Origin of the sequence: Microbacterium azadirachtae (assembly GCF_025583665.1) — a bacterium.
Taxonomy (GTDB): Bacteria; Actinomycetota; Actinomycetes; order Actinomycetales; family Microbacteriaceae; genus Microbacterium; species Microbacterium azadirachtae.
This window is the reverse complement of the sequence record NZ_CP099706.1, coordinates 3,250,410-3,269,649: the sequence shown is the minus strand read 5'-3', so window position 1 is coordinate 3,269,649 and position 19,240 is coordinate 3,250,410. Positions and strand designations below refer to the sequence as shown.

Annotated in this window: 16 protein-coding genes; 9 read left to right on the top strand and 7 right to left on the bottom strand. The window is 72.0% G+C overall.

Going from position 1 to position 19,240, the window contains the following annotated elements; all coding sequences use genetic code 11:
• Positions 1 to 35: 35 nt before the first annotated feature.
• Positions 36 to 1,394 (bottom strand): glycoside hydrolase 5 family protein, encoded by a 1,359-nt coding sequence (locus NFX31_RS15465; RefSeq protein WP_262956142.1) that lies wholly within the window; start codon positions 1,392 to 1,394, stop codon positions 36 to 38.
• Positions 1,391 to 2,818: a sulfatase family protein gene (locus NFX31_RS15460; RefSeq protein ID WP_262956140.1), complete on the bottom strand. Its 1,428-nt coding sequence runs from the start codon at positions 2,816 to 2,818 to the stop codon at positions 1,391 to 1,393. The genes NFX31_RS15465 and NFX31_RS15460 overlap by 4 nt, the downstream gene beginning before the upstream one ends.
• Before the next feature lie 174 nt (positions 2,819 to 2,992).
• Between NFX31_RS15460 and NFX31_RS15455 the strand changes: the two genes are divergently transcribed.
• From NFX31_RS15455 to NFX31_RS15435, 5 genes are read left to right on the top strand one after another with little or no spacing between them, the layout of a single operon-like run.
• On the top strand, positions 2,993 to 4,300 hold the full coding sequence (locus NFX31_RS15455) for an extracellular solute-binding protein (protein ID WP_045248981.1): 1,308 nt from the start codon (positions 2,993 to 2,995) through the stop codon (positions 4,298 to 4,300).
• On the top strand, positions 4,278 to 5,246 hold the full coding sequence (locus tag NFX31_RS15450) for a carbohydrate ABC transporter permease (RefSeq protein WP_338101476.1): 969 nt from the start codon (positions 4,278 to 4,280) through the stop codon (positions 5,244 to 5,246). The genes NFX31_RS15455 and NFX31_RS15450 overlap by 23 nt, the downstream gene beginning before the upstream one ends.
• On the top strand, positions 5,243 to 6,184 hold the full coding sequence (locus tag NFX31_RS15445) for a carbohydrate ABC transporter permease (protein WP_091480235.1): 942 nt from the start codon (positions 5,243 to 5,245) through the stop codon (positions 6,182 to 6,184). The genes NFX31_RS15450 and NFX31_RS15445 overlap by 4 nt, the downstream gene beginning before the upstream one ends.
• Positions 6,181 to 9,540 (top strand): GH92 family glycosyl hydrolase, encoded by a 3,360-nt coding sequence (locus NFX31_RS15440; RefSeq protein ID WP_262956138.1) that lies wholly within the window; start codon positions 6,181 to 6,183, stop codon positions 9,538 to 9,540. The genes NFX31_RS15445 and NFX31_RS15440 overlap by 4 nt, the downstream gene beginning before the upstream one ends.
• Positions 9,537 to 11,084: a family 20 glycosylhydrolase gene (locus tag NFX31_RS15435; protein ID WP_262956136.1), complete on the top strand. Its 1,548-nt coding sequence runs from the start codon at positions 9,537 to 9,539 to the stop codon at positions 11,082 to 11,084. Before NFX31_RS15440 ends, NFX31_RS15435 begins: the two co-directional genes overlap by 4 nt.
• Here NFX31_RS15435 and NFX31_RS15430 read toward each other — a convergent pair.
• Positions 11,081 to 11,617: a hypothetical protein gene (locus tag NFX31_RS15430; protein ID WP_262956135.1), complete on the bottom strand. Its 537-nt coding sequence runs from the start codon at positions 11,615 to 11,617 to the stop codon at positions 11,081 to 11,083. The two genes, NFX31_RS15435 and NFX31_RS15430, sit on opposite strands and share 4 nt — an antisense overlap.
• Before the next feature lie 101 nt (positions 11,618 to 11,718).
• Between NFX31_RS15430 and NFX31_RS15425 the strand changes: the two genes are divergently transcribed.
• Positions 11,719 to 13,008 (top strand): alpha-L-fucosidase, encoded by a 1,290-nt coding sequence (locus NFX31_RS15425; RefSeq protein WP_262956134.1) that lies wholly within the window; start codon positions 11,719 to 11,721, stop codon positions 13,006 to 13,008.
• 4 nt (positions 13,009 to 13,012) lie between these two features.
• On the opposite strand, the gene NFX31_RS15420 is transcribed toward NFX31_RS15425, so the two are convergent.
• Positions 13,013 to 13,585 carry an HhH-GPD-type base excision DNA repair protein gene (locus tag NFX31_RS15420; RefSeq protein WP_045248984.1) on the bottom strand — a complete coding sequence of 191 codons (573 nt, stop codon included), beginning with the start codon at positions 13,583 to 13,585 and terminating at the stop codon, positions 13,013 to 13,015.
• Between the two features lie 80 nt (positions 13,586 to 13,665).
• Between NFX31_RS15420 and NFX31_RS15415 the strand changes: the two genes are divergently transcribed.
• The 3 genes from NFX31_RS15415 to NFX31_RS15405 are packed head-to-tail and all read left to right on the top strand — an operon-like array spanning position 13,666 to position 15,717.
• Positions 13,666 to 14,136, top strand: coding sequence for an SRPBCC family protein (locus NFX31_RS15415; RefSeq protein ID WP_052674106.1), 471 nt, complete (start codon positions 13,666 to 13,668; stop codon positions 14,134 to 14,136).
• On the top strand, positions 14,133 to 15,023 hold the full coding sequence (locus tag NFX31_RS15410; RefSeq protein WP_082071918.1) for a metalloregulator ArsR/SmtB family transcription factor: 891 nt from the start codon (positions 14,133 to 14,135) through the stop codon (positions 15,021 to 15,023). Before NFX31_RS15415 ends, NFX31_RS15410 begins: the two co-directional genes overlap by 4 nt.
• 4 nt (positions 15,024 to 15,027) lie before the next feature.
• Positions 15,028 to 15,717 (top strand): aspartate/glutamate racemase family protein, encoded by a 690-nt coding sequence (locus tag NFX31_RS15405; RefSeq protein ID WP_262956133.1) that lies wholly within the window; start codon positions 15,028 to 15,030, stop codon positions 15,715 to 15,717.
• A 52-nt stretch (positions 15,718 to 15,769) separates the two neighbouring features.
• On the opposite strand, the gene arr is transcribed toward NFX31_RS15405, so the two are convergent.
• The 3 genes from arr to NFX31_RS15390 form a co-directional block, all read right to left on the bottom strand.
• Positions 15,770 to 16,180, bottom strand: coding sequence for an NAD(+)--rifampin ADP-ribosyltransferase (gene arr, locus NFX31_RS15400; RefSeq protein ID WP_262956132.1), 411 nt, complete (start codon positions 16,178 to 16,180; stop codon positions 15,770 to 15,772).
• A 34-nt stretch (positions 16,181 to 16,214) separates the two neighbouring features.
• Positions 16,215 to 17,546: a glutamyl-tRNA reductase gene (locus NFX31_RS15395; RefSeq protein WP_045248988.1), complete on the bottom strand. Its 1,332-nt coding sequence runs from the start codon at positions 17,544 to 17,546 to the stop codon at positions 16,215 to 16,217.
• 111 nt (positions 17,547 to 17,657) lie between these two features.
• A complete protein-coding gene (locus NFX31_RS15390) occupies positions 17,658 to 19,118 on the bottom strand; it encodes a hypothetical protein (RefSeq protein ID WP_262956131.1) in 1,461 nt (486 codons plus the stop codon).
• Positions 19,119 to 19,240: the final 122 nt, after the last annotated feature.

Genomic DNA, 19,240 nt, shown 5'->3' with positions numbered 1-19,240 from the left:
GTCGTGCTCGCTCGACGACCCCCACCGGGGACGGATCAGGCGGGGACCTCCGACGCGGGAGCGGTGTGGTCCACGACCGTGTTGTTCGAGGAGTAGGTCCCTGACCCGGTGCCGAGGTCGGGGTGGATCAGCTCGGTGATGCCGCGCGCAGCGAGGGCGATCGGATCCGACGCCGTCCGCGAGGTCACGAAGGCGGGATCGAGCCCCGCCTCGCACGCGTCGACCCACGCCTGGAAGACCGCGCCTCCCGGGCTCATCGCGGCGCGGCTGACGGGCACCTCCTGCTCGTCGACCTCGATCACGATCGCGGTGGGGCGTGCGGGTGCCGGACGCCGGTCGCGGAGGGACGGGATGATCTCGGCGAAGCGCCGCCCGATCGGCTTCGCCTCGCCGTCCTGGTCGATGAGGCCGAGGGAGTACTCGAGCTCGGGGTAGTCGGCGAGCCCGCGGCTCACGTCGTGCGAGCACCACCACGTGACGCCCCACAGGTTCTCGGTGCGGGCCGCGGCGCGCACGGTCGCCTCGAGGAAGCCGGGCATCTCGTCGGAGGAGAGGCAGTTCGACGGGGCGCCGACCTCCTGCAGCCAGACCGGACGGCCCGGATCCGTCGCGAAGGCGCGCGACAGCTCGATCATGTACTCCGCGTGCCGGTCGCTCGCGATGCTGCGCCCGCCGTAGCGCTGCGCGGTGCCGTTGAAGATCCAGGAGTGCACGGTGGTCATGGCGCCGAGGCGGCTCGCGTGCGTCGGCACGAACCCGTGCCCGTCCATGTACCAGGCGGCGTCGTACTCGCTGTGCACGTGCGGCAGCCCGGGCGTCGAGCGCTCGGCCGCGTCGAGCAGCGCGGTGAGCCAGCCGGCCGCCTCCTCGGGCGTGACGGGCCACGGGTGCGGGTGCACCGCCGCGGAGAACTGGTTCACCTCGTTGCCGAGGGTGAACCCGAGGAAGTTCGGAGCGTCGCGCAGGGCGGCGCCGAGCCGCTCGATCAGGGCGACCTGGCCGCTGAGCGCCTGCGGGTGCGTGAACATGTTCTTGTCGTGCCAGGTGAACAGCCAGGACGGGATGAAGTCGAAGCTCGACAGGTGTCCCTGGATCACGTCCACGCTCGCGTCGAGCCCGAACTCCGCGGCGACGTCGACCACCGCCCTCACGTCGGCGACGGCCTTGTCGCGGATGAGGGTGCGGTTGGGCTGCAGCACCGTCCAGAGCGGGAAGATCCGCACGTGGTCGAGGCCGAGCGCCGCGAGACCGGCGAAGTCGCGGCGCACGTCGTCCAGGTCGAGGTCGAGCCAGGAGTGCATCCACTCCTTCGCCGGGGTGTAGTTCGCGCCGAACCGCAGGGGGGCGGGGCCGCTCGGGGCGGCGGAGGGGGCGGAGTCAGTGCGGGGGGTCATCGAGTACGTCCTTCCGGGACGGGCTGGCGCGGGTGGGGCGAGTCGCCGAGGTCCTGCTGGAGATCCCAGAGCTTCAGGGTCAGCTCACGCCGGATGTCGGCGTACGCGGGATCGAGGTGCACGCTGGTGAGCTCATGCGGATCCTTCTCGAGGTCGAAGAGCTCCCACTCCGGAGGATAGGTGGTGTCGCGCGTGTTCGGCAGGCCCATCCCGTCCGCGTAGAAGTAGATGAGCTTGTACCGCTCGGTGCGCACGCCGTAGTGCGCCCAGACATGGTGCGATCGGTCGTCGTGCTCGTAGAAGCGGTAGTAGTGCGCATCGCGCACGGGGACGGGGGCGTCTGCGGTCATCAGCTCCACCAGGCTGTGCCCCTGCATGCCGCCGGGAGCCTCGACCCCCGCGAAGTCGAGCAGCGTCTGCGCGATGTCGACGTTGGAGACCATGGCGTCGGTGGTCCTGCCGGGGGCGACGCGGGCGGGGTAGCTGAGCACGAGCGGCATGCGCAGCGACTCCTCGTACATGAAGCGCTTGTCGAACCAGCCGTGCTCGCCGAGGTAGAAGCCCTGGTCCGAGGCGTAGATCGTGACGGTGTCGTCGAACCGGCCGCTCTCGTGCAGGAAGCCGGTGAGCGCCTGGACGCTCTCGTCGACTGCGGCCACGCAGTGCAGGTAGTCCTGCATGTAGCGCTGGTACTTCCAGAGCGCCCGCTCCGCGTAGCCGAGCTCGGACGGCGGATCCTGCTTGAGGTCGATGTCGTTCAGATCGTCGGCGATCCGCATGGTCGCGTGGTGCGCAGGGGTTCCGCGGCCCTCGTAGTCGTCGTGGAAGGTGGCGGGCAGCGGGATCGGATCCGTGAACAGGTCCGCATGCCGCGGATGCGGCTCCCACGGGCGGTGCGGGGCCTTGTGCCACACGAGCACGCAGTACGGCTCGTCGCCCTGCGCATCCATCCACGCCAGCGCGTGCTCCGTGATGATGTCGGTGACGTAGCCCTCGTAGCGCACGAGCCCGTCCGGCGTGTGGAACTCCGGATCCACGTACTCGCCCTGATCCGGCAGCACCTCCCAGTGGTCGAAGCCGACGGGGTCGTGGTCGGGGCCGTGCCCCAGGTGCCACTTGCCGAAGATGGCGGTGCGGTAGCCGGCGGCCTTCAGCGCGCTGATGAACGTCTCGCGGTCGTTCGCGAGGTGCGTCGTGAGCGTCGTGACCTCGCTCGTGTGGCTGTACGTGCCGGTGAGGAAGGCGGCGCGGCTCGGCGTGCACAGCGCGTTCTCGACGAGGGCGCGGTCGAAGCGCACCCCGGCCGCCGCGATCGCGTCGATGCCCGGGGTGGTGTTCACCACCGATCCGTAGCAGCCGATCGCGTTCGAGGCGTGGTCGTCGGTCAGCACGAACACGATGTTCGGGCGGCGCGGGCTGTCCATCGCGGTTCTCCTTGCTCCACTGAAGGGATTTGGCCGGCCACGGGATCTCGCGACGGCATTGTTGGACGGCGTCTTGCGGTTATGGCATAGTAGGCACACTATAGCGTTTTAGCGATGGGATTCCAGAGCCGGCAGGCGCGCGGATCCCGGGGACCACTTCGAAGGAGAACGTCCATGAAAATCCGAGCAACTCTGGCCGTCGGCATCGCCGCGGCCGCCGCACTCGCTCTGACGGCGTGCACGGGTGGCGCAGGGGGCGCGGCAGGCGGGGGCGGAGGCGCGATCGACACCTCCGGCGAGCTGAGCGGCACGATCAAGTTCCAGACCTGGTCGCTCAAGAACGAGAAGTTCTCGCCCTACTTCACCGACCTGATCACGGCGTTCGAGAAGGAGCACCCCAAGGTCACCGTCGAGTGGGTCGACCAGCCCGGCGACGGGTACCAGGACAAGATCCTGAGCCAGGCGAACTCGAACACCCTGCCCGACGTGCTGAACCTCCCGCCGGACATCGGCTACCCGCTCGTCGCCGCAGGAAAGCTGGTCGACCTGGCCGAGGCGGATCCGAAGCTCGAGGCGCAGTACAACAAGGGCGGCTGGGAGGCGTACAGCAGCTACACCGGCATCAAGGGCACCTACGGCCTGCCGTGGTACATCGGCAGCGACGAGTCGTGGTGGAACCTCGATCAGCTCAAGCCCTACGGCGTCACCAAGGAGAACCTCCCCACGACGACCGACGCGTGGCTCGACCTCGCGAAGAAGGTGGCGACGGATTCGCAGGGCAAGGTGATGCTCGTCTCGTCGATGCCGGGCCTGGACACCTTCATCTCCGCGGGGATCCCGGTGATCGACGACAAGGGCGCGTTCGTCTTCAACACCCCCGAGGCGGTCGCCATCGTGCAGAAGTACGCCGACGCGTACAAGGCCGGCGCGATGCCGGCCGAGGCGCTGAGCGGCACCTACTCGGGCAACGCCGAGATGTACCTGCAGGGCAAGGTCGCGTACTCGACCGGCGGATCCGGCTTCGCGGGCGATCTGCGCACCAAGGCTCCTGACCTGGTCGACGTGACGGCCGCGTCCGCACGCCCCGGCGTGCCGCCCCTGTTCGTGCAGGGCCTGAACGTCGCGTCCACCTCGAAGAACAAGGCGGCGGCGCTCGCGTTCGCCGAGTTCGCCACGAACGAGAAGAACCAGGTCGCGTTCACCAAGCTCGCCATCGGCTTCGCGCCGGGCACGGCGAACGGCGGCGACGAGGTCGTCAAGGCCGTCGAGAGCGACGCCAACGTGCCCGCGGCGCAGGCCGAGGCGATGAAGATCATGTTCGACGCCCTGCCCAAGGCCAAGGCGACGCCGTACCAGTGGACCGGTGCGATGACCGACTACCTGAACCAGCAGATGGCGCTCGCCGTGCGCGGTGACATCCCGGCGAAGGACGCGCTCGACAAGATCGTGAAGAACGCGAATGACAACCGCATCGACAAATAACAGGATCACCCTCTCGCGGAAGGGAGCCGGCGCCGCGCGCACCGGCTCCCCGAAGCGGGGCCCGATCCGCTCCCATCGCTGGTTCACGCCCTGGCTGCTGGTCGGACCCGCCGTGCTGTGGGTGCTGGTGTTCTCGCTGTGGCCGTTCCTGAACACGGTCGTGCTGAGCTTCACCAACGCCCGGCCGCTGCGCGAACCCCAGTTCGTCGGCTTCGACCAGTACGTCAAGCTCCTCGGCGACGAGCAGTTCCGCTACGCGCTGCTGACCTGCGTGATCTACGTGGTGGTGTGCGTGCCGCTGCTCACGATCCTGCCCCTGCTGCTGGCCCTGCTCGTCGAGAAGAAGATCCCCGGCATCACGCTGTTCCGCACGACGTTCTACTTCCCCGTGATCGCCTCGGTCGTCGTCGTGGCGCTGATCTGGAGCTGGCTCTTCGACAGCAAGGGGATCATCAACCAGGCGCTGCAGTTCATGGGCGTGGTCGACAAGCCCGTGGCGTTCCTCGTCGACCGCTGGTGGCTGCTCGCCTGCGCGATCCTGCTCACCGTCTGGAAGGGGGTCGGGTACTACATGGTCGTCTACCTGGCTGCGCTGGGCAACGTGGGCAAGGATCTGCACGAGGCGGCGATGCTCGACGGTGCGAACGCGTTCCAGCGCTTCGTGAACGTGACCATCCCCGGTGTGCGGGGCGCGATGCTGCTCATCTCCGTGCTGATCGCCGTCTCGGCCATGCGGGTGTTCGCCGAGCTCGACGTGCTCTCGCACGGCACCGGCGGCCCGGGCGGCTACGACATGTCCATCGTCATGCTGATCCGCCAGGCGGGATCCGGCCTGACCGGCAACCTCGGCTATGCGGCCGCGGTCTCGGTCGCGCTGTTCCTGCTCACCCTGATCCCGCTCGTCGCGATTGCCCTGCTGAACCGCGAGAAGAAGGCGACCTCATGAGCGCCACGGATGTCGGCCTGCCCGAGACCGCCCTGATCGTCGAGGAGGAGACCCGGCGACGCAAGCCGGCGAAGGAGCGGATGTTCCGCACCGGCGGCTCCGGCGACATCACCAAGCCGACCGTCGGCGGACTGATCGGACGCTACGTGCTGCTCGTGGTCGTGCTCGTGCTGGTGATCGGCCCGTTCCTGTGGCAGCTGTCCACGTCGTTCAAGGGACCCGGCGAGAGCCTCTACACGTTCCCGCCGAACCTCATCCCTGCGCAGCCGACCGTCGACAACTACCGCAAGGTGACCGACTTCATCCCGGTGTACCAGTACGCCTGGCGGTCGCTGTTCGTGGCACTGGTGTCGGTGGCCACGAACGTCGTGTTCGCCCTCATGGGCGGCTACGCCCTGGCCTGCATGAAGTTCCGCGGCAAGCGCATCGCCCTGGGGATCCTGTTCTCCACCATGCTGCTGCCCGGCGAGGTCACCGTCACCAGCAACCTGCTCACCGTCAACGGGCTGGGGCTGGCCAACACCCTGTGGGGCGTGATCCTGCCCGGGGCGATCGGCGCCATGAACGTGCTGCTCATCGCGACCGCCTGCCGGATGATCCCGGCGGAGGTGCTCGACGCCGCCACGGTCGACGGGGCGACGACCTGGCAGCGGATCCGGCACATCGTATGGCCGAACGTGCGGGGCATGACCAGCGTGGTCGCGATCTTCACGTTCATCGGCGCCTGGGACGACTACCTGTGGCCGCTCATGGTGATCACGGATCCGAACAACTACACGCTGACGGTGGGCATGGCCTATCTGAACAGCAACTTCTCGCCGGATCCGCGGCTCATCGCCGCCGGCACGATCATCGCCCTCATCCCGATCATCGTGCTGTTCTCGGTGACGCAGAGGTTCTTCTTCTCCGGCGTCCAGGAGGGGGCGGTCAAGGGATGACGCACGCCGTGCCGCGGTCGGGAGCCGTGCTCGAGCCGGCCCGGGGGCCGGAGGATCCGCCGTCCTCCCGCCCGCACGCGGGAGTGCTGGGCGGCGCGGTCCGCGCCTACCGGTTCGCGCCGGGTCAGGGCGTGCAGCGGATTCCGCTGCCCGGCGACGTGGTGCCCGGTCCCGACTCGGTGCTGCACTGGGCGTTCTACGCCGACGGCCCCGCGGCGGCGCTCGCCCCGCACGCCGCGCTCGCCGTCGCCGTCGACGTCGTGTTCGACGACGGCACCCGCCTCGCCGACGACCCGGCGTTGCGCGACCGGTACGGGTTCCCCCTCGACGCGCAGGCGCAGTTCGACGCCGCCTGGGCGATGCCGGAGCAGTGGAATGCCGACTCGGTCGCCCTCGGCGCCCACACCGGGCGGACGGGACGGATCGAGGTGGTGCTGGGCGCGCCGAGCCTCGCCGCACCCGGGGCGGAGCGAGCGGACGAGCCGGTCACCGGGTTCGTCGAGGTGCGGGTCGACCACGCCCTGGCGCACGAGGGAGCGGATCCGTCTCCCGCCGAGCGGGTGGACACGCGCCGCGGCAGCCATGCGGGCTCGCGGTTCTCGCGCGGCAACACGATCCCGATCACCGCCGCCCCGCACGGGTTCTGCTTCCTCACGCCCGCGACCGACGCGGGCGACGCGCGATGGCCGTACCGGCCGTTCGTGCACGACGACCCGGACCCGGACGGGATCGGGATCCGCCGCCTCGAGGCGGTGCAGTTCTCGCACCAGCCGAGCCCGTGGATCGGCGACCACGGAGTGCTGCAGCTCATGCCGTTCACCGGCGAGCCGCACTCCGATCGCACCGCCCGGCGGCGCGGGATCCTGCCGGGCACCGAGCGGGCGCGCCCGCACGTGTACACCGCCGCGCTCACCGGCGGGCTGCGGCTCGAGGTCACCGCGACCGATCATGGCGGGGCGTTCCGGGCGCTCGCGGACGACCCCGGCGAGACCGTCGGATTCGTGCTCGACCAGATCCGGCCCGAGGGACGGCTCACGTACGCCGCCGACGGCGTCTCCTTCTCCGGCTGGGTGCCCGAGGGCGATCCCGGCTGGGGCAACCCGCCGCGCACGTACTTCGCGGGACGGGTCGTGCAGCACCCCATCGCCTACGGAGCGCTCTCGGACGCGGGGCGCGAGCGGGTGGCCGGGTACGTCGCCGGCCGCGGCGCGATCGAGGTGCGCATCGCGCTGTCGTACCTGTCGGTCGCCCAGGCCGAGCGGAACCTCGCGCTCGAGCTGCCCGACGCCGTCTCCTTCGAGGTGCTCCGCGACGCCCTGCGGGCGCGCTGGGACGCGCTGCTCGGCGCGGTGCAGATCCCGGCCCTTGCCGCGGAGGCGCATCCGGGCCGCACGCTCGCGCACGAGGAGGATGCCGCGCGGATCGCCTCCGCCCTGTACCGCCTGCACCTGTATCCGTGCCGCATCGACGAGAACACGGGCACCACGGAGCGGCCCGTGCCGCGCTACGCCGACGCGACCGCGCCGGCGGCCCCGCACGGCGAGACCGAGACCGGGGCGGTGGTCCGCGACGGCGAGGCCCACGTCACCAACGGGTACTGGGACACCTACCGCACGGCCTGGCCGCTCCTGGGCATGCTGGATCCGGCCGGCACCGGTGCGATGCTCGACGGCCTGCTGCGGCAGTGGCGGGACGGTGGCTGGATGGCGCGGTGGAGCGCCCCCGGCTACGTCGACTGCATGGTCGGCACCTCGAGCGACCAGATCTTCGCCGACGCCGCCCGCCGCGGGCTCCCGTTCGACGCCGCCGCCGCGTTCGAGAGCGCCTGGCGCAACGCGTCCGAGCCGTCCGCCGACCCTCGCGTCGGGCGCAAGGGGATCGGGGCGGGACGCTTCCTCGGCTGGATCCCGTCCTCGGTGCACGAAGGCATGAGCTGGAGCATCGAGAACGCGATCAGCGACGCGGGCATCGCGCACCTCGCCGACGCGCTCGCCGCGGATCCCGACGCCGGTCCGCCCGCCCGGGCACGGTACCGGGCCTTCTCGCGCTCGTTCCGCAATCGCGCCCTGGCCCACCGCTCGCTCTTCGATGCCGAGACCGGTTTCTTCCGCGGCCGTGACGAGGAGGGATCGTTCTCCGACGCGTTCGACCCGCGGATCTGGGGCGGCGATAACGTCGAGACGAACGCGTGGGGCATGTCGGTCGGCGCGGTGCACGACGGCGCCGGGCTCGCCGCGCTGCACGGCGGACCGGCCGGTCTGCGCGCGCATCTTGATCGGCTGTTCGCCGAGCCGGAGACCGCGGATCCCGCCTTCGGCGGCACCTACGGCACGGTGATCCATGAGCAGCGCGAGGCCAGGGCGCTGCGCTCCGGGATGTGCGCGATCTCCAACCAGCCCGCGCACCACATCCCGTGGATGCACGTCTTCGGCGACGAGCCGTGGCGCGCCGGTGCGACGGTGCACGCGCTCGCGCGGCGGCTCTTCACCGGTGCGATGATCGCGCAGGGCTTCCCCGGCGACGAGGACAACGGTGAGATGAGCGCCTGGTGGCTGTGGGCCGCGCTCGGCCTCTACCCGCTCGAGCTCGGCGCCGGGGCGCTCCGCATCGGGGCGCCCCTGCTCGACGACGTGACGGTGCGGCGGACGGACGGTCGTACGCTGCGGATCCGCACGCGGAGGGAGAGCCCCGACGCGACGCACCTCGCCGAAGCCCGCCTCGACGGCGTTCCCCTGGAGCGGCCCCTGCTCGACGTGCGTGTGCTGGATCACAGCGCGGACGCGGTTCTCGACCTCGTCCTCACCGCCGATCCCGGCCGTGTCGCGGCCTCGCCGCTGTGGGCGCCCGCCGAGCCGGACGCCGGCACGGACGCGCACAGCGCCGGCGAGGACACGTCCGTCGCGCCGGGATGGCGCGCCGACCTCACGGGGCCGGTCGTGGTGCCCGGGGCGGAGCGCGCCGGATCGCCGGGCGTCCCGCTCGGGGCTGACGTGGTCGTCGCGCTGTTCGCGGACGGCGACGACGCCGCGGTCCCGCTCGCGGAGGGCGAGGTCGCGGGGTGGCGCTTCTCCGCGCCGACGACGATCACCGACGTCACGCTCACCGCGGTCGCGCACACCTCCGCCGAGGCACTGGCGTGGGAGCACAGCGCCGACGGCGAGACCTGGATCCCGGTCTCGACCACCCACCGTGAGGACCTTCCCGCCGACCGCACCGTGCCCTTCACGTTCGCCGCGCCCGTGACGACTGCCCTGCTGCGCGTGCGCGCGACGGCGCCGGCCGTGCTGCGGCAGATCGAGCTGTTCGACCTCGGAGACCCCGCGGCCGACTCCCGGGACACGGCCGCGCACCCGTGACCCATCCCGGGCGGAGCGACGGGGGCTGGCGGGCGATCCCGCAGCCCTCGTCGTTCCGTCCATCGTGCGGGGTGTGGGCGCCGCAGCGCGTGCGGGTCGTGGCCGACGCGGCGGCGCTGCGGCGAGAGGCGGAGCGCGTCGAGGCGGAGCTGGCGGCGGCCGGCATCGAGCCTGCCCGCTCCGCGGCGGATCCGACGCTGCGCCTCACCCTGCCGCCGGCCACGGAGCCGGCCCCGTCCCCGTCCGCGGTCGCGGCGGCGGGCACGGAGGGCGAGGCCCTCCCCGACGAGTCCTTCCGGATCCGGATCGCCGACGACGTGACCGTCACCGCCGCGTCTCCGGCGGGGGCGTTCCGCGCGACCCGGCAGCTGCTGCACAACCTGCGCGCACAGGGTGCGGTGCCCCGCGGAACCGTGGTCTCCGCGCCCGCCGTGGCTGAGCGCGGTCTGCATCTGGACACGGGACGCAAGCACTACCCCGCGGAGTGGATCCTCGCGCAGCTGCGGGCCGCGGCCGACGTCGGGATCAACATCGTCCAATGGCACTTCTCCGAGAACGAGGGTTTCCGCATCGAGTCCGCCGCCTTCCCGGAGATCGTCTCCGCCGAGCACATCACGCGCGCCGAGGCCGCGGAGGTCGTCGCGACCGCACGCGATCTGCACATCGAGCTCGTCCCGTCGCTGGACATGCCCGGCCACCTCCGGCACACGCTCGCCGCTCACCCCGGACTCCGGCTGCCCGAGGCGCCGGGACTCGCGACCGATCATGCGCTGGACATCACCCGCGAGGATCCGATCCGGTTCGCCCTGGCGCTGATCGACGACCTGATCCCGGTCTTCCCGCACAGCTCCCGGTGGAACCTCGGCGGCGACGAGTTCGTCGACTTCGATCGCATGGCGGAGTTCCCCGCGCTGGCGACGGCGGCGCGCGAGCGGTACGGCCCGGACGGCACCGGATTCGACCTGCTCACCGCCTTCGTGAACCGCGTCGCCGCCCATGTGCGCGCGCACGGCCTCCAGGCGCGCGCGTGGAACGACGGCCTGCTGCGCAGTGCCGCGGAGCACCTGGATCCCGAGGTGGTGCTGACCTGGTGGACGAACTGGAACGCCGGGATGCGACCCGTCGCGGATGCGCTCGCCGCGGGGCACCGGGTCGTCAACGTCAACGACGCGCTGTTCTACTACGTGCTCGGCGAGAACGCGGGCTACCGCTATCCGACCGCCGAGCGGATCTGGGCGGCCGACTGGCACCCGGGCCTGTTCCCGGCGCAGTGGGGTCCGGGCGGACAGGGCGCGGTGCGGCAGGAGCTCGTCCGTCCCTATCCCGCGCTGCTGCTCGGCGTCTCCTTCGCCGTGTGGTCCGACCGGCCCGGGGCGCAGACGCCCGCCGAGGTCGCGGAAGGGATCCGCGCCCCGCTGCGGGCGATGGCCGAGCGGGCGTGGAACGCCGGATCCGCCCTGTCTCTGGAGGAGTTCGCCGCGGTCGACACGGCGATCGGCGCAGCCCCGCCGACCGCGCGCTGCGCGGAGGGGGTCCGCGCCTAGGCCGCGTCGGCGTCGGCCGACCCGGTCTCGACGATCCGTCCTGCGGTGGCGCGCCCGTCGTGCGCCAAGGCGAGCAGGAGCTGCGGAAGCTCGGCGAGGCCCACCCCTCGCCGTCGCAGCAGTCGCAGGCCGGCGGTGAGATCGCACACGTCCAGGTCGACGTGATCCGATTCGCCGAGGCTGATCAGGACCGCCGTCAGCGGTTCGCGTCGTCCCTCGGGGGATCCGGCGCCGCCTTGCACGAGATAGAGCACTCCGCCAAAACGGCTCTCGCCGGGGACGATGATCGGCCGGCGCGCGTGGAGCGCGCACAGCACCTCGGGGGAGACCGCGGCGGTGATGTCCTCCGCCACGGCGCCGAACGCCGCCCTGTCCACCGCGCTGCCGAGCACGAGGGCATCGTGCGGATGCCAGGCGCTCAGAGCGCTCAGGACCGCCTGGGCGAACCCGCGCCGACGGTGGGAGGCGCGGGCCTGCGCCGCGTCACGCGCCGGCGGCGACGGTCGCGTGTCGTGCTGCGACAAGGTGCTCATGACCGGGACTCCTTCCCTTGGCGAGACGCCGGGACGAGCGGTCTATTACGCGCGGATCCCGTTCTCGCCGAAGGTCGCGCCACGCCCTAGGCTGAACGCTCGTGACCACCATCTCCGCGCAGACCGCGGCGCTGCGCCCCACGCCCGCCCAGCTGCGGTGGCAGCGCGCCGGCACGGGCGTGTTCCTGCACTTCGGGCTCAACACGTTCTTCGGGGTCGAGTGGAGCGACGGCACCCTGCCCGCCTCCGGATTCGACCCGGCGCGGCTGGACGCCCGGCAGTGGGTGGCCGCGGCGCGCACCGCGGGCGCGGCGTACGTGGTGCTCACCGCGAAGCACCACGACGGCTTCTGCCTCTGGCCGACGGCGACGACCGATTACTCGGTCGCCTCCAGCCCGTGGCGGGGCGGGCATGGCGACGTGGTCCGCGAGCTGGCCGACGCCTGCGCCGAGAGCGGGATGGGACTCGGCCTGTATCTCTCGCCCTGGGACCGCCACGACCCGCGCTATCCGGATCCGCAGGCCTACGACGACGTCTACTGCGCTCAGCTCACCGAGCTCGTCACGCAGTACGGCGACCTCGTCGAGGTGTGGTTCGACGGTGCGGGATCCGCCGGTCGCGTCTACGACTGGGAGCGGATCACGAGCATCGTCCGCCGGCACCAGCCCGATGCCGTGATCTTCAACATGGGCGACCCCGACATCCGGTGGGTCGGCAACGAGGACGGCCTCGCCGCCGACCCGGTGGAGTACGTCGTCGACGTGACGCCGAACGACGTGCACACCGACGCCGTGCTCGGCTTCGGCGAGGCACGCTACCTGCCGCCGGAGTGCGACGTCTCGCTGCGGCACGGCTGGTTCTGGCAGCCCGGCGACGAGCCGAAGAGCCTCGAGCACCTGCTCGGCATCCACTACCGCTCGCTCGGCCTCGGCGCCAACCTGCTGCTGAACGTGCCCCCGAACCGCGACGGTCTCATCGATCCGGCGGACCTCGCCCGGCTCGCCGAGTACGCGGCCGAGCGGGAGCGCCGCTTCGGCACGCCCCTCGAGGCGGTGCTCGTGCCGCTCGGCGGAGGCCGCTGGCGCGCCGACTTCGGCGGGGCCGTCGAGGTCGACCATCTCGAGCTCGAGGAGGCGCTCGAGGAGGCGCAGCGGATCTCGGGCCATCGTGTGCTCGACGACGGCGTCCAGGTCTGCGCGGGGGGCACGGTGGGCGTACGCCGGCTGCACGCCTTCCCCGGCCGCACCGTGCGGGGCGTCGAGATCGAGCTGGAGGGGCCGGAGCCCGTGCTCGCGGCCGTGCGCGGCTATCGCACCGGCACCGAGTCGGAGCCGGTGATCCCGGCGACCGAGGAGTACCGCGCCCACGACGGCGACATGGTCATGATGTGAGCGCTCAGGCCGTCGCTCTGGCGGCGGCCTTCATGGCGCGCTTGTGCTCGCGGACCTTCGCGAGCGACTCCGGCGAGACGATGTCGGCGACCGAGCGGAAGGATCCGTCCTCGCCGTACGGTGCCGAGGCCTCGCGCCAGCCCTCGCCGGTGAAGCCGTACTGCTTGCCGAGGAGCGCGAGGAAGATCTTCGCCTTCTGCTCGCCGAAGCCGGGGAGGGTCTTGAGGCGCCGCAGCACCTCGGCGCCGTCCGGATCGCCCCGGGTCCACAGGGCGGCCGCATCGCCGTCCCAGTCGTCGACGAGCTTCTGGCAGAGCGTCTGCACGCGCGCCGCCATGGAGCCGGGGAAGCGGTGCACCGACGGCGTCTGCCGGAACGCCGCGAGGAACTCCTCCGGGTCGTAGGACGCGATCGTCGCGGCATCGGCCGCGCCGGTGCGCTGCTCGATCTTGAGCGGACCGGCGAAGGCCGTCTCCATCGCGACCTGCTGATCCAGCAGCATGCCCACGAGCAGTGCGAGCGGGTTGTCGGTGAGCAGGGTGTCGGCGGCGGTGTCTCCGGTGATGTGAAGGGCCATGGATCCAGTCTCGCACCGCGCGCGGATCCGGAACGAGAAAACCCTTGACATATTCGTCTAGACGAATGCATTATGAACTCATGAACGAGATCATCGAACGCACCGTCCCCGCCACCCCTCAGCGCATCTGGGAGCTCTGGACCACCCCCGAGGGCATCTCGCGCTGGTGGGCACCAGACGGCTTCCGCACCGACGTAACCGCCCTCGACCTGCGCCCCGGCGGCGCGCTCGAGTACACGATGACGGCGGTCGCCCCGGAGCAGGTGGCCTTCATGGAGCAGAACGGGATGCCGCTCTCGACGGCGTCGCGCAAGCGCTTCACCGAGATCGAGGAGCCCACGCGGCTCGCCTATGCCTCGATCATCGACTTCGTGCCCGGCCACGACGAGTACGAGCAGCTCACCGAGGTCGAGCTGCACCCGGCCGACGACGGCGGCACGCGGGTCGTCATGCGCGTGGAGCCCCTGCACGACGAGGTCTGGACGCAGCGTCTGCTCGCGGGCCGGGCGAACGAGCTCGACAACCTCGCCGCCCTCGTCGCCGCCGAATGACCGCGGCGTCGTCGTCGCCCGTGCCCGGGGCCGGGGCGGACGACACTCCCGGAGCCGGATCCCCCGCCCCGCAGCGCGCGTTCGCAGCGATGGGCGAGCCGACCAGGTACCGGATCCTCGAGGTGCTCGCAGAGAGCGCGAGCACCGTCGGCGGCGTCGCCGATGCCATCGGCGCGCTGCAGCCGCAGACCACCAAGCACCTCCAGGCGCTCGAGGCGGCCGGGCTGATCCGCGTCCACAAGCTGGGGCGTCGCCGGGTGGCGAGTCTGGACCGTCCCGCGTTCGCGGCGCTCGCCGCGCACCTCGGCGGGTGGGCACAGCCGGATCCCGATGCCGACGCGCTGCAGGCGTACGAGCAGGCGATCGCCCGCGAGGCGGGGGAGCCGGGCCGCTCCCGCGTCGTATCGCTCCGCGCCGTCGTCGCGGCCCCCGCGGAGGCGGTGTGGCGTGCCTGGACGGACCCGCGGATCGCGGGCCGGTGGTGGGCGCCGCCGCACTTCGACGTGCACGAGCTCGTCCTCGGCGCGGAGGAGGGCTCGCCCATCCGCTTCGCGCTCGGCGAGCCGGGCGGGGCGGTCTACCGTTCGGCCGGCCGCGTGCTCGAGGCCGACCGCGGCCGGCGCCTGGTGTTCGCGCTCGCCCCGGTCGACGAGGACGGGGAGGCGCTGTTCGACGCCGTGCACACGGTCGAGCTGACCGGCACGGACGCGGAGACCGTCGTCGCACTGCGCATCGAGGCGACGGGCGTCCGGGAGGGCGCCGCAGAGGCCATCGCGGGCCTCGAGCCGGGATGGACCCAGCTGCTGGAGGCGCTCACGGCGTACCTCGACGGCGGATCCGAGGACGGATCCGGAGGCGACGTGTCCTCGGATCCGCCAGTAGCGTGAAGGCATGCAGACGATCGGCGTCCTCGGAGGCATGAGCTGGGAATCATCGCTGGACTGGTATCGGCTCGCCAACGAAATGGTGAGGGCGGAGCTCGGCGGCTTCCACTCTGCTCCGATCCTGCTGGACTCGCTGGACTTCGCCGACATCGAAGCGATGCAGGCTGCCGGAGACTGGGAGGCCGCGGGAGCCGTTCTGGCCGCCCACGCGAAAGGCCTCGAGGCCGCCGGTGCGGGGCTCGTGGTCCTGTGCACGAACACGATGCACCTGGTCGCCGATCGGATCACCGACGCGATCAGCGTGCCGTTCCTGCACATCGCGGACACGACGGCGGAAGCGATCCGCGCCGCGCGGCTGCGGACGGTCGGCCTGCTCGGAACGGCGTTCACGATGGAGCAGGCCTTCTATCGCGACCGCCTCGCCGTGCACGGGATCACCACGCTGATCCCCGACGCGGAGGATCGGGCGACCGTGCACGGCGTCATCTACGACGAGCTCGTGCAGGGCGTCGTCGCCGAGGAGTCGCGCCAGAAGTACCGCGACGTCATCGCGAGGCTGGTCGACGCGGGCGCCGAGGGCATCATCCTCGGGTGCACCGAGATCGAGCTCCTCATCGCACAGGAGGATGCACCGGTGCCGGTGTTCCCCACGACCGCGCTGCACGTCGCGGCCGCTCTGAGAGCCGCGGGTCTCTGAGCACGCTCGCGGCGCACCGGCGGAACACCCGTCGCGGTGCTGATCGTCGCGGTCAGTTGATGATCTCGCCGCGCTCGTCTTCGAGGACGGCGGCGAGGCGATCGCGCCACTCCTGCAGCGCCTCCGGCGTCAGCCGCGTCCAGTCGTCGACCTCGGCGACCACGCGCAGCGGCTCGGTGCTGCGGTACGAACGCGTCGGATTGCCGGGGAACTTCTTGTCGGTGACGTTCGGATCGTCCTCGAACGGCCCGGTCGGCTCGACCAGGTACACGCGGGGCGCTGCATCGCCCGCGGCCAGCTCCGCCGCGAGGCCGGCTCCGTCGCGCAGCGCGGTGAAGTAGATGTGGTTCATCACGATCTCGGGCCGGTAGTTCGAGCGGAAACCCGCCGTCAGGAGGTCGCCCGGTCGCAGATCCGCCTTGGTGCCGTGGAAGAACGGTCCTTCGTCTGTCGCGTCGCTCACCGTCCCAGGCTAACCGCGGTGAGGGCCGGGCGGCTCAGGCCGTGGCGGCGTCGTCCTGCTCGGCGGCGGGTGCGGCGGTCAGGCCGTAGAGGGTCTCGACCGCGGCGATGAACTCGGAGCCGCGGCCCTGCGCGGCGAGCTCGTGCGCGCGGCTCGTCGGGGTGTGCAGCAGCACGCCGGCGAGGTGGCGCATCGCCTGCTCGACCTGCCCGCCGTCGTCGCCGCGCCGCCGCGCGCGCTCGATCTCCGCCTCGAGCAGATCGAAGATGTGCCCGCGGAGGGCGACGACCGCCGGAGTGACGCTCTCGCGGGCGCCGACCTCGTGGAAGGTCGCGGCGGCCGCGCGCACGATCGATCGTGCGGCGTCGGTGGCCTGCAGCTCCTCGAGCGGCGCGTGCAGACGGATGGTCTCGAGATCGAGCAGGGCGACGCCGGGGACCTCGGCGACGTCGGGGGAGACGTTGCGGGGCATGCCGAGATCGACGATCAGCTGCGACGGCGTCGCGCCGGCCGAGAAGCCGTGGCCGGGGACGGGGCAGTCCACCGCGGCATCCGGCGTGGGCAGCGCGGCGAGCGCCGGACCGCGGCCCTGCCGCAGGATCGCGGCGTCGAGCACGGGCTGCTCCGCGCTCGTGCAGGTGATGATGATCGTGGCGTGCGCGGCGGCGCGCGCGTACTCGGCCTTGGGCAGGGCGCGGATGCCGTGCTTCGCGGCGAACGCGGCGCCGCGGCCCGAGGGGGAGTGCACGCTGATGTCGTGCGCTCCGCGCTCGCGCAGCGTCGCCAGGGTCACGGCGGCGTAGGCGCCGGTGCCGACGAGCAGCACCCGGGCGGCGCTCCAGTCGGCGATGCGGCTGTCCGCCAGCTCGAGGGCCAGGCGCACCAGCGAGCGGCCGGCGCGGCCGAGGGCGGTGTCGTTCTTGACCTTGCGCTGCGCCTCGCTCGCGCGCTGGAACAGCCGCTCCAGCTCGGGGGAGGTGGTGCCGTGCTTGCGCGCGGAGGTCAGCGCGCGGCGCACCTGTCCGGCGATCTCGCCCTCGCCCGACACGACCGACTCGAGCCCGGACGCCACCGAGAAGAGATGCTCGACGACCCGGGGGCCGGAGTGCACGGAGGACGATGCGGTGAGCGTGTCCGCGGGGATCCCGCTGCGCTCCGACACCGTGCTCAGGATCCGCTCGACGTCGTGCTCGTCCGCCGCGCCGTCGACGTCGACATAGGCCTCGAAGCGGTTGCAGGTCGCCAGCACGACGGCGCCCCGGGATCCTTCGGAGAGGGATCCCGCCAGGTCATCCGGGGTGCGACTGAGTCGTTCGAGGAGGTCGAAGGGGGCCGTCTTGTGATTGGCCGTGACGCAGAGCAGCACCCTGAGAGTTTACGCGCTGAGCCCTTTGCGGATGCTGGATGCCCGATCATCCGAGGAGCGGAGCCTCATCCGGATCCCGCACACGGCCGGCGGGGATCCTGTCGGTCGTCGCTACTGCGACGCCATCCAGGTCTGCCAGTCCGCGATGCGGAGCCCGGGCGGCATGACCGCGTCGACCTCCGTGACGAACGGGGTCGAGCCGTCCGTCGTCAGCAGGGCGCGGTAGTCGGCGTGCTGCTGGTCGAGGAAGTAGAAGTACGATCCGGCCGTCAGATAGGCCGTGTCGACGCGGGCGGAGTCGTCGAACGCCGCCGCGGAGACCGCGTCCGCCACGTCCCCGTCGAGCACCGTGCGCCGCACCTCGCGGGTCGTGAAGAGCTCGGCCGAGGCGTCGGCGTAGTCGGCCGCCACCGCCTCCGCGTAGCCCTCGGAGAAGGCGCGGTCGTCGCCCTTCGCGCCGTCGGCGGTGAGCGGTGCCGGCGCGTACGCGTTCTGCAGATAGTGAGCGAACTCGTGCGCGAAGACGTAGCCGTCCTCATCGAGCAGCCCGTCCGGCCCCAGGACCGCGAGCCCGCCGCCCGGGTAGGGGCCGCTGGCGAGGCCGGGCACCTGTTCCGCGGTCCACCGGGTCGGCCGGTAGTCGAACAGGCAGAATCCCGCGACGCCGTCGGCCATGTCCGGGCCGTACGCCGCATGGAAGTCCTGGTCGTCCTCGGTCACGTAGGTCACGAAGCCGTCGAGCCGCGCCGTGGATCCCGCCCACTCGGGACGCGCGAGCACGTCCTCCGCCGCGGCCTCGGCCTCGGGGATGCGGTCCTCGGCGAGGGCGGCCTCGTCGGCGTCGGCGAACAACGCGACGTGCTCCCCGCGTGCGACCGCGATCTGCTCGCCGCGATCCCAGGGCATGTCCGCCACCGCGTCCAGCGTCGTGAGCTTCGAGTGCGGACCCGTGCCCGTGATCGTCGCGTCGTACACGAAGGTCGCCAGCAGCTCCCCGCCGAGGCCGGTCCCGTCGTCGGCGGCGACCGCGTGGAAGCCGCCGAGCTGCATGTTGAACGCGAGCTGCACGGATCCGGTCGCGTCCGTCGACTCGGCCACGCCGAGCGTCCAGCCCAGCTTCTTGGTCTCGTCCCAGATCGCCGCCAGATGCTGCGCGACGCGCCCGTCGCCCGCTGCGACGAACGCCGCGCGGTCGTTCTGCTGCATCGCGGTGCTCAGCCGCGTGGTCACGTCGTCCTCCCACGCGTCGGCGCCCGTCGAGGAGCCGTCCCCGGTGGCCTCCGAACCGTACGGGGAGCCCTGCGCGATCGCCGTGAGCACGGCGACTCCGGTGATCGATGCGCCCCCGATCGTGACCGCGACCGCCGCGACGACGGTGACGGCCCACAGCCAGCCGCGCCGGCGGCGGGACATCGGAGGGCGCGCGGCGGCGCCGGCCGTCGGACGCGGGACCGGCGCCGCGCCCGGGCCGCCGCCGAACCGAGGCGCGGGGAGGCCGTGGCCGCCGGAGCGCGGGCCGGAGGCGCCGAAGCGGAGGCCGGGGAGTCCGTGGCCTCCGGGGGCCGACGTCACGGGCGGAGTCGCTGCGTCCAACGGTCTGCTCTCTCGGGTGGTGCGCGGTGCGCCATCGTCGCGACCGGGGACGGCGGATCCCTGCCCAGCATTCTGCCGCCTGGCCCTGCGGCGCGCCAGCC

Excerpts from the sequence above, each read along its gene's own strand:
- NFX31_RS15415 (WP_052674106.1), top strand. The coding sequence starts at position 13,666 with ATGAACGAGATCATCGAACGCACCGTCCCCGCCACCCCTCAGCGCATC.
- NFX31_RS15430 (WP_262956135.1), bottom strand. The coding sequence starts at position 11,617 with ATGAGCACCTTGTCGCAGCACGACACGCGACCGTCGCCGCCGGCGCGT.
- NFX31_RS15455 (WP_045248981.1), top strand. The coding sequence starts at position 2,993 with ATGAAAATCCGAGCAACTCTGGCCGTCGGCATCGCCGCGGCCGCCGCA.
- NFX31_RS15450 (WP_338101476.1), top strand. The coding sequence starts at position 4,278 with ATGACAACCGCATCGACAAATAACAGGATCACCCTCTCGCGGAAGGGA.
- NFX31_RS15465 (WP_262956142.1), bottom strand. The coding sequence starts at position 1,394 with ATGACCCCCCGCACTGACTCCGCCCCCTCCGCCGCCCCGAGCGGCCCC.
- NFX31_RS15420 (WP_045248984.1), bottom strand. The coding sequence starts at position 13,585 with ATGGCCCTTCACATCACCGGAGACACCGCCGCCGACACCCTGCTCACC.
- NFX31_RS15440 (WP_262956138.1), top strand. The coding sequence starts at position 6,181 with ATGACGCACGCCGTGCCGCGGTCGGGAGCCGTGCTCGAGCCGGCCCGG.
- NFX31_RS15445 (WP_091480235.1), top strand. The coding sequence starts at position 5,243 with ATGAGCGCCACGGATGTCGGCCTGCCCGAGACCGCCCTGATCGTCGAG.
- NFX31_RS15460 (WP_262956140.1), bottom strand. The coding sequence starts at position 2,818 with ATGGACAGCCCGCGCCGCCCGAACATCGTGTTCGTGCTGACCGACGAC.
- NFX31_RS15410 (WP_082071918.1), top strand. The coding sequence starts at position 14,133 with ATGACCGCGGCGTCGTCGTCGCCCGTGCCCGGGGCCGGGGCGGACGAC.
- NFX31_RS15405 (WP_262956133.1), top strand. The coding sequence starts at position 15,028 with ATGCAGACGATCGGCGTCCTCGGAGGCATGAGCTGGGAATCATCGCTG.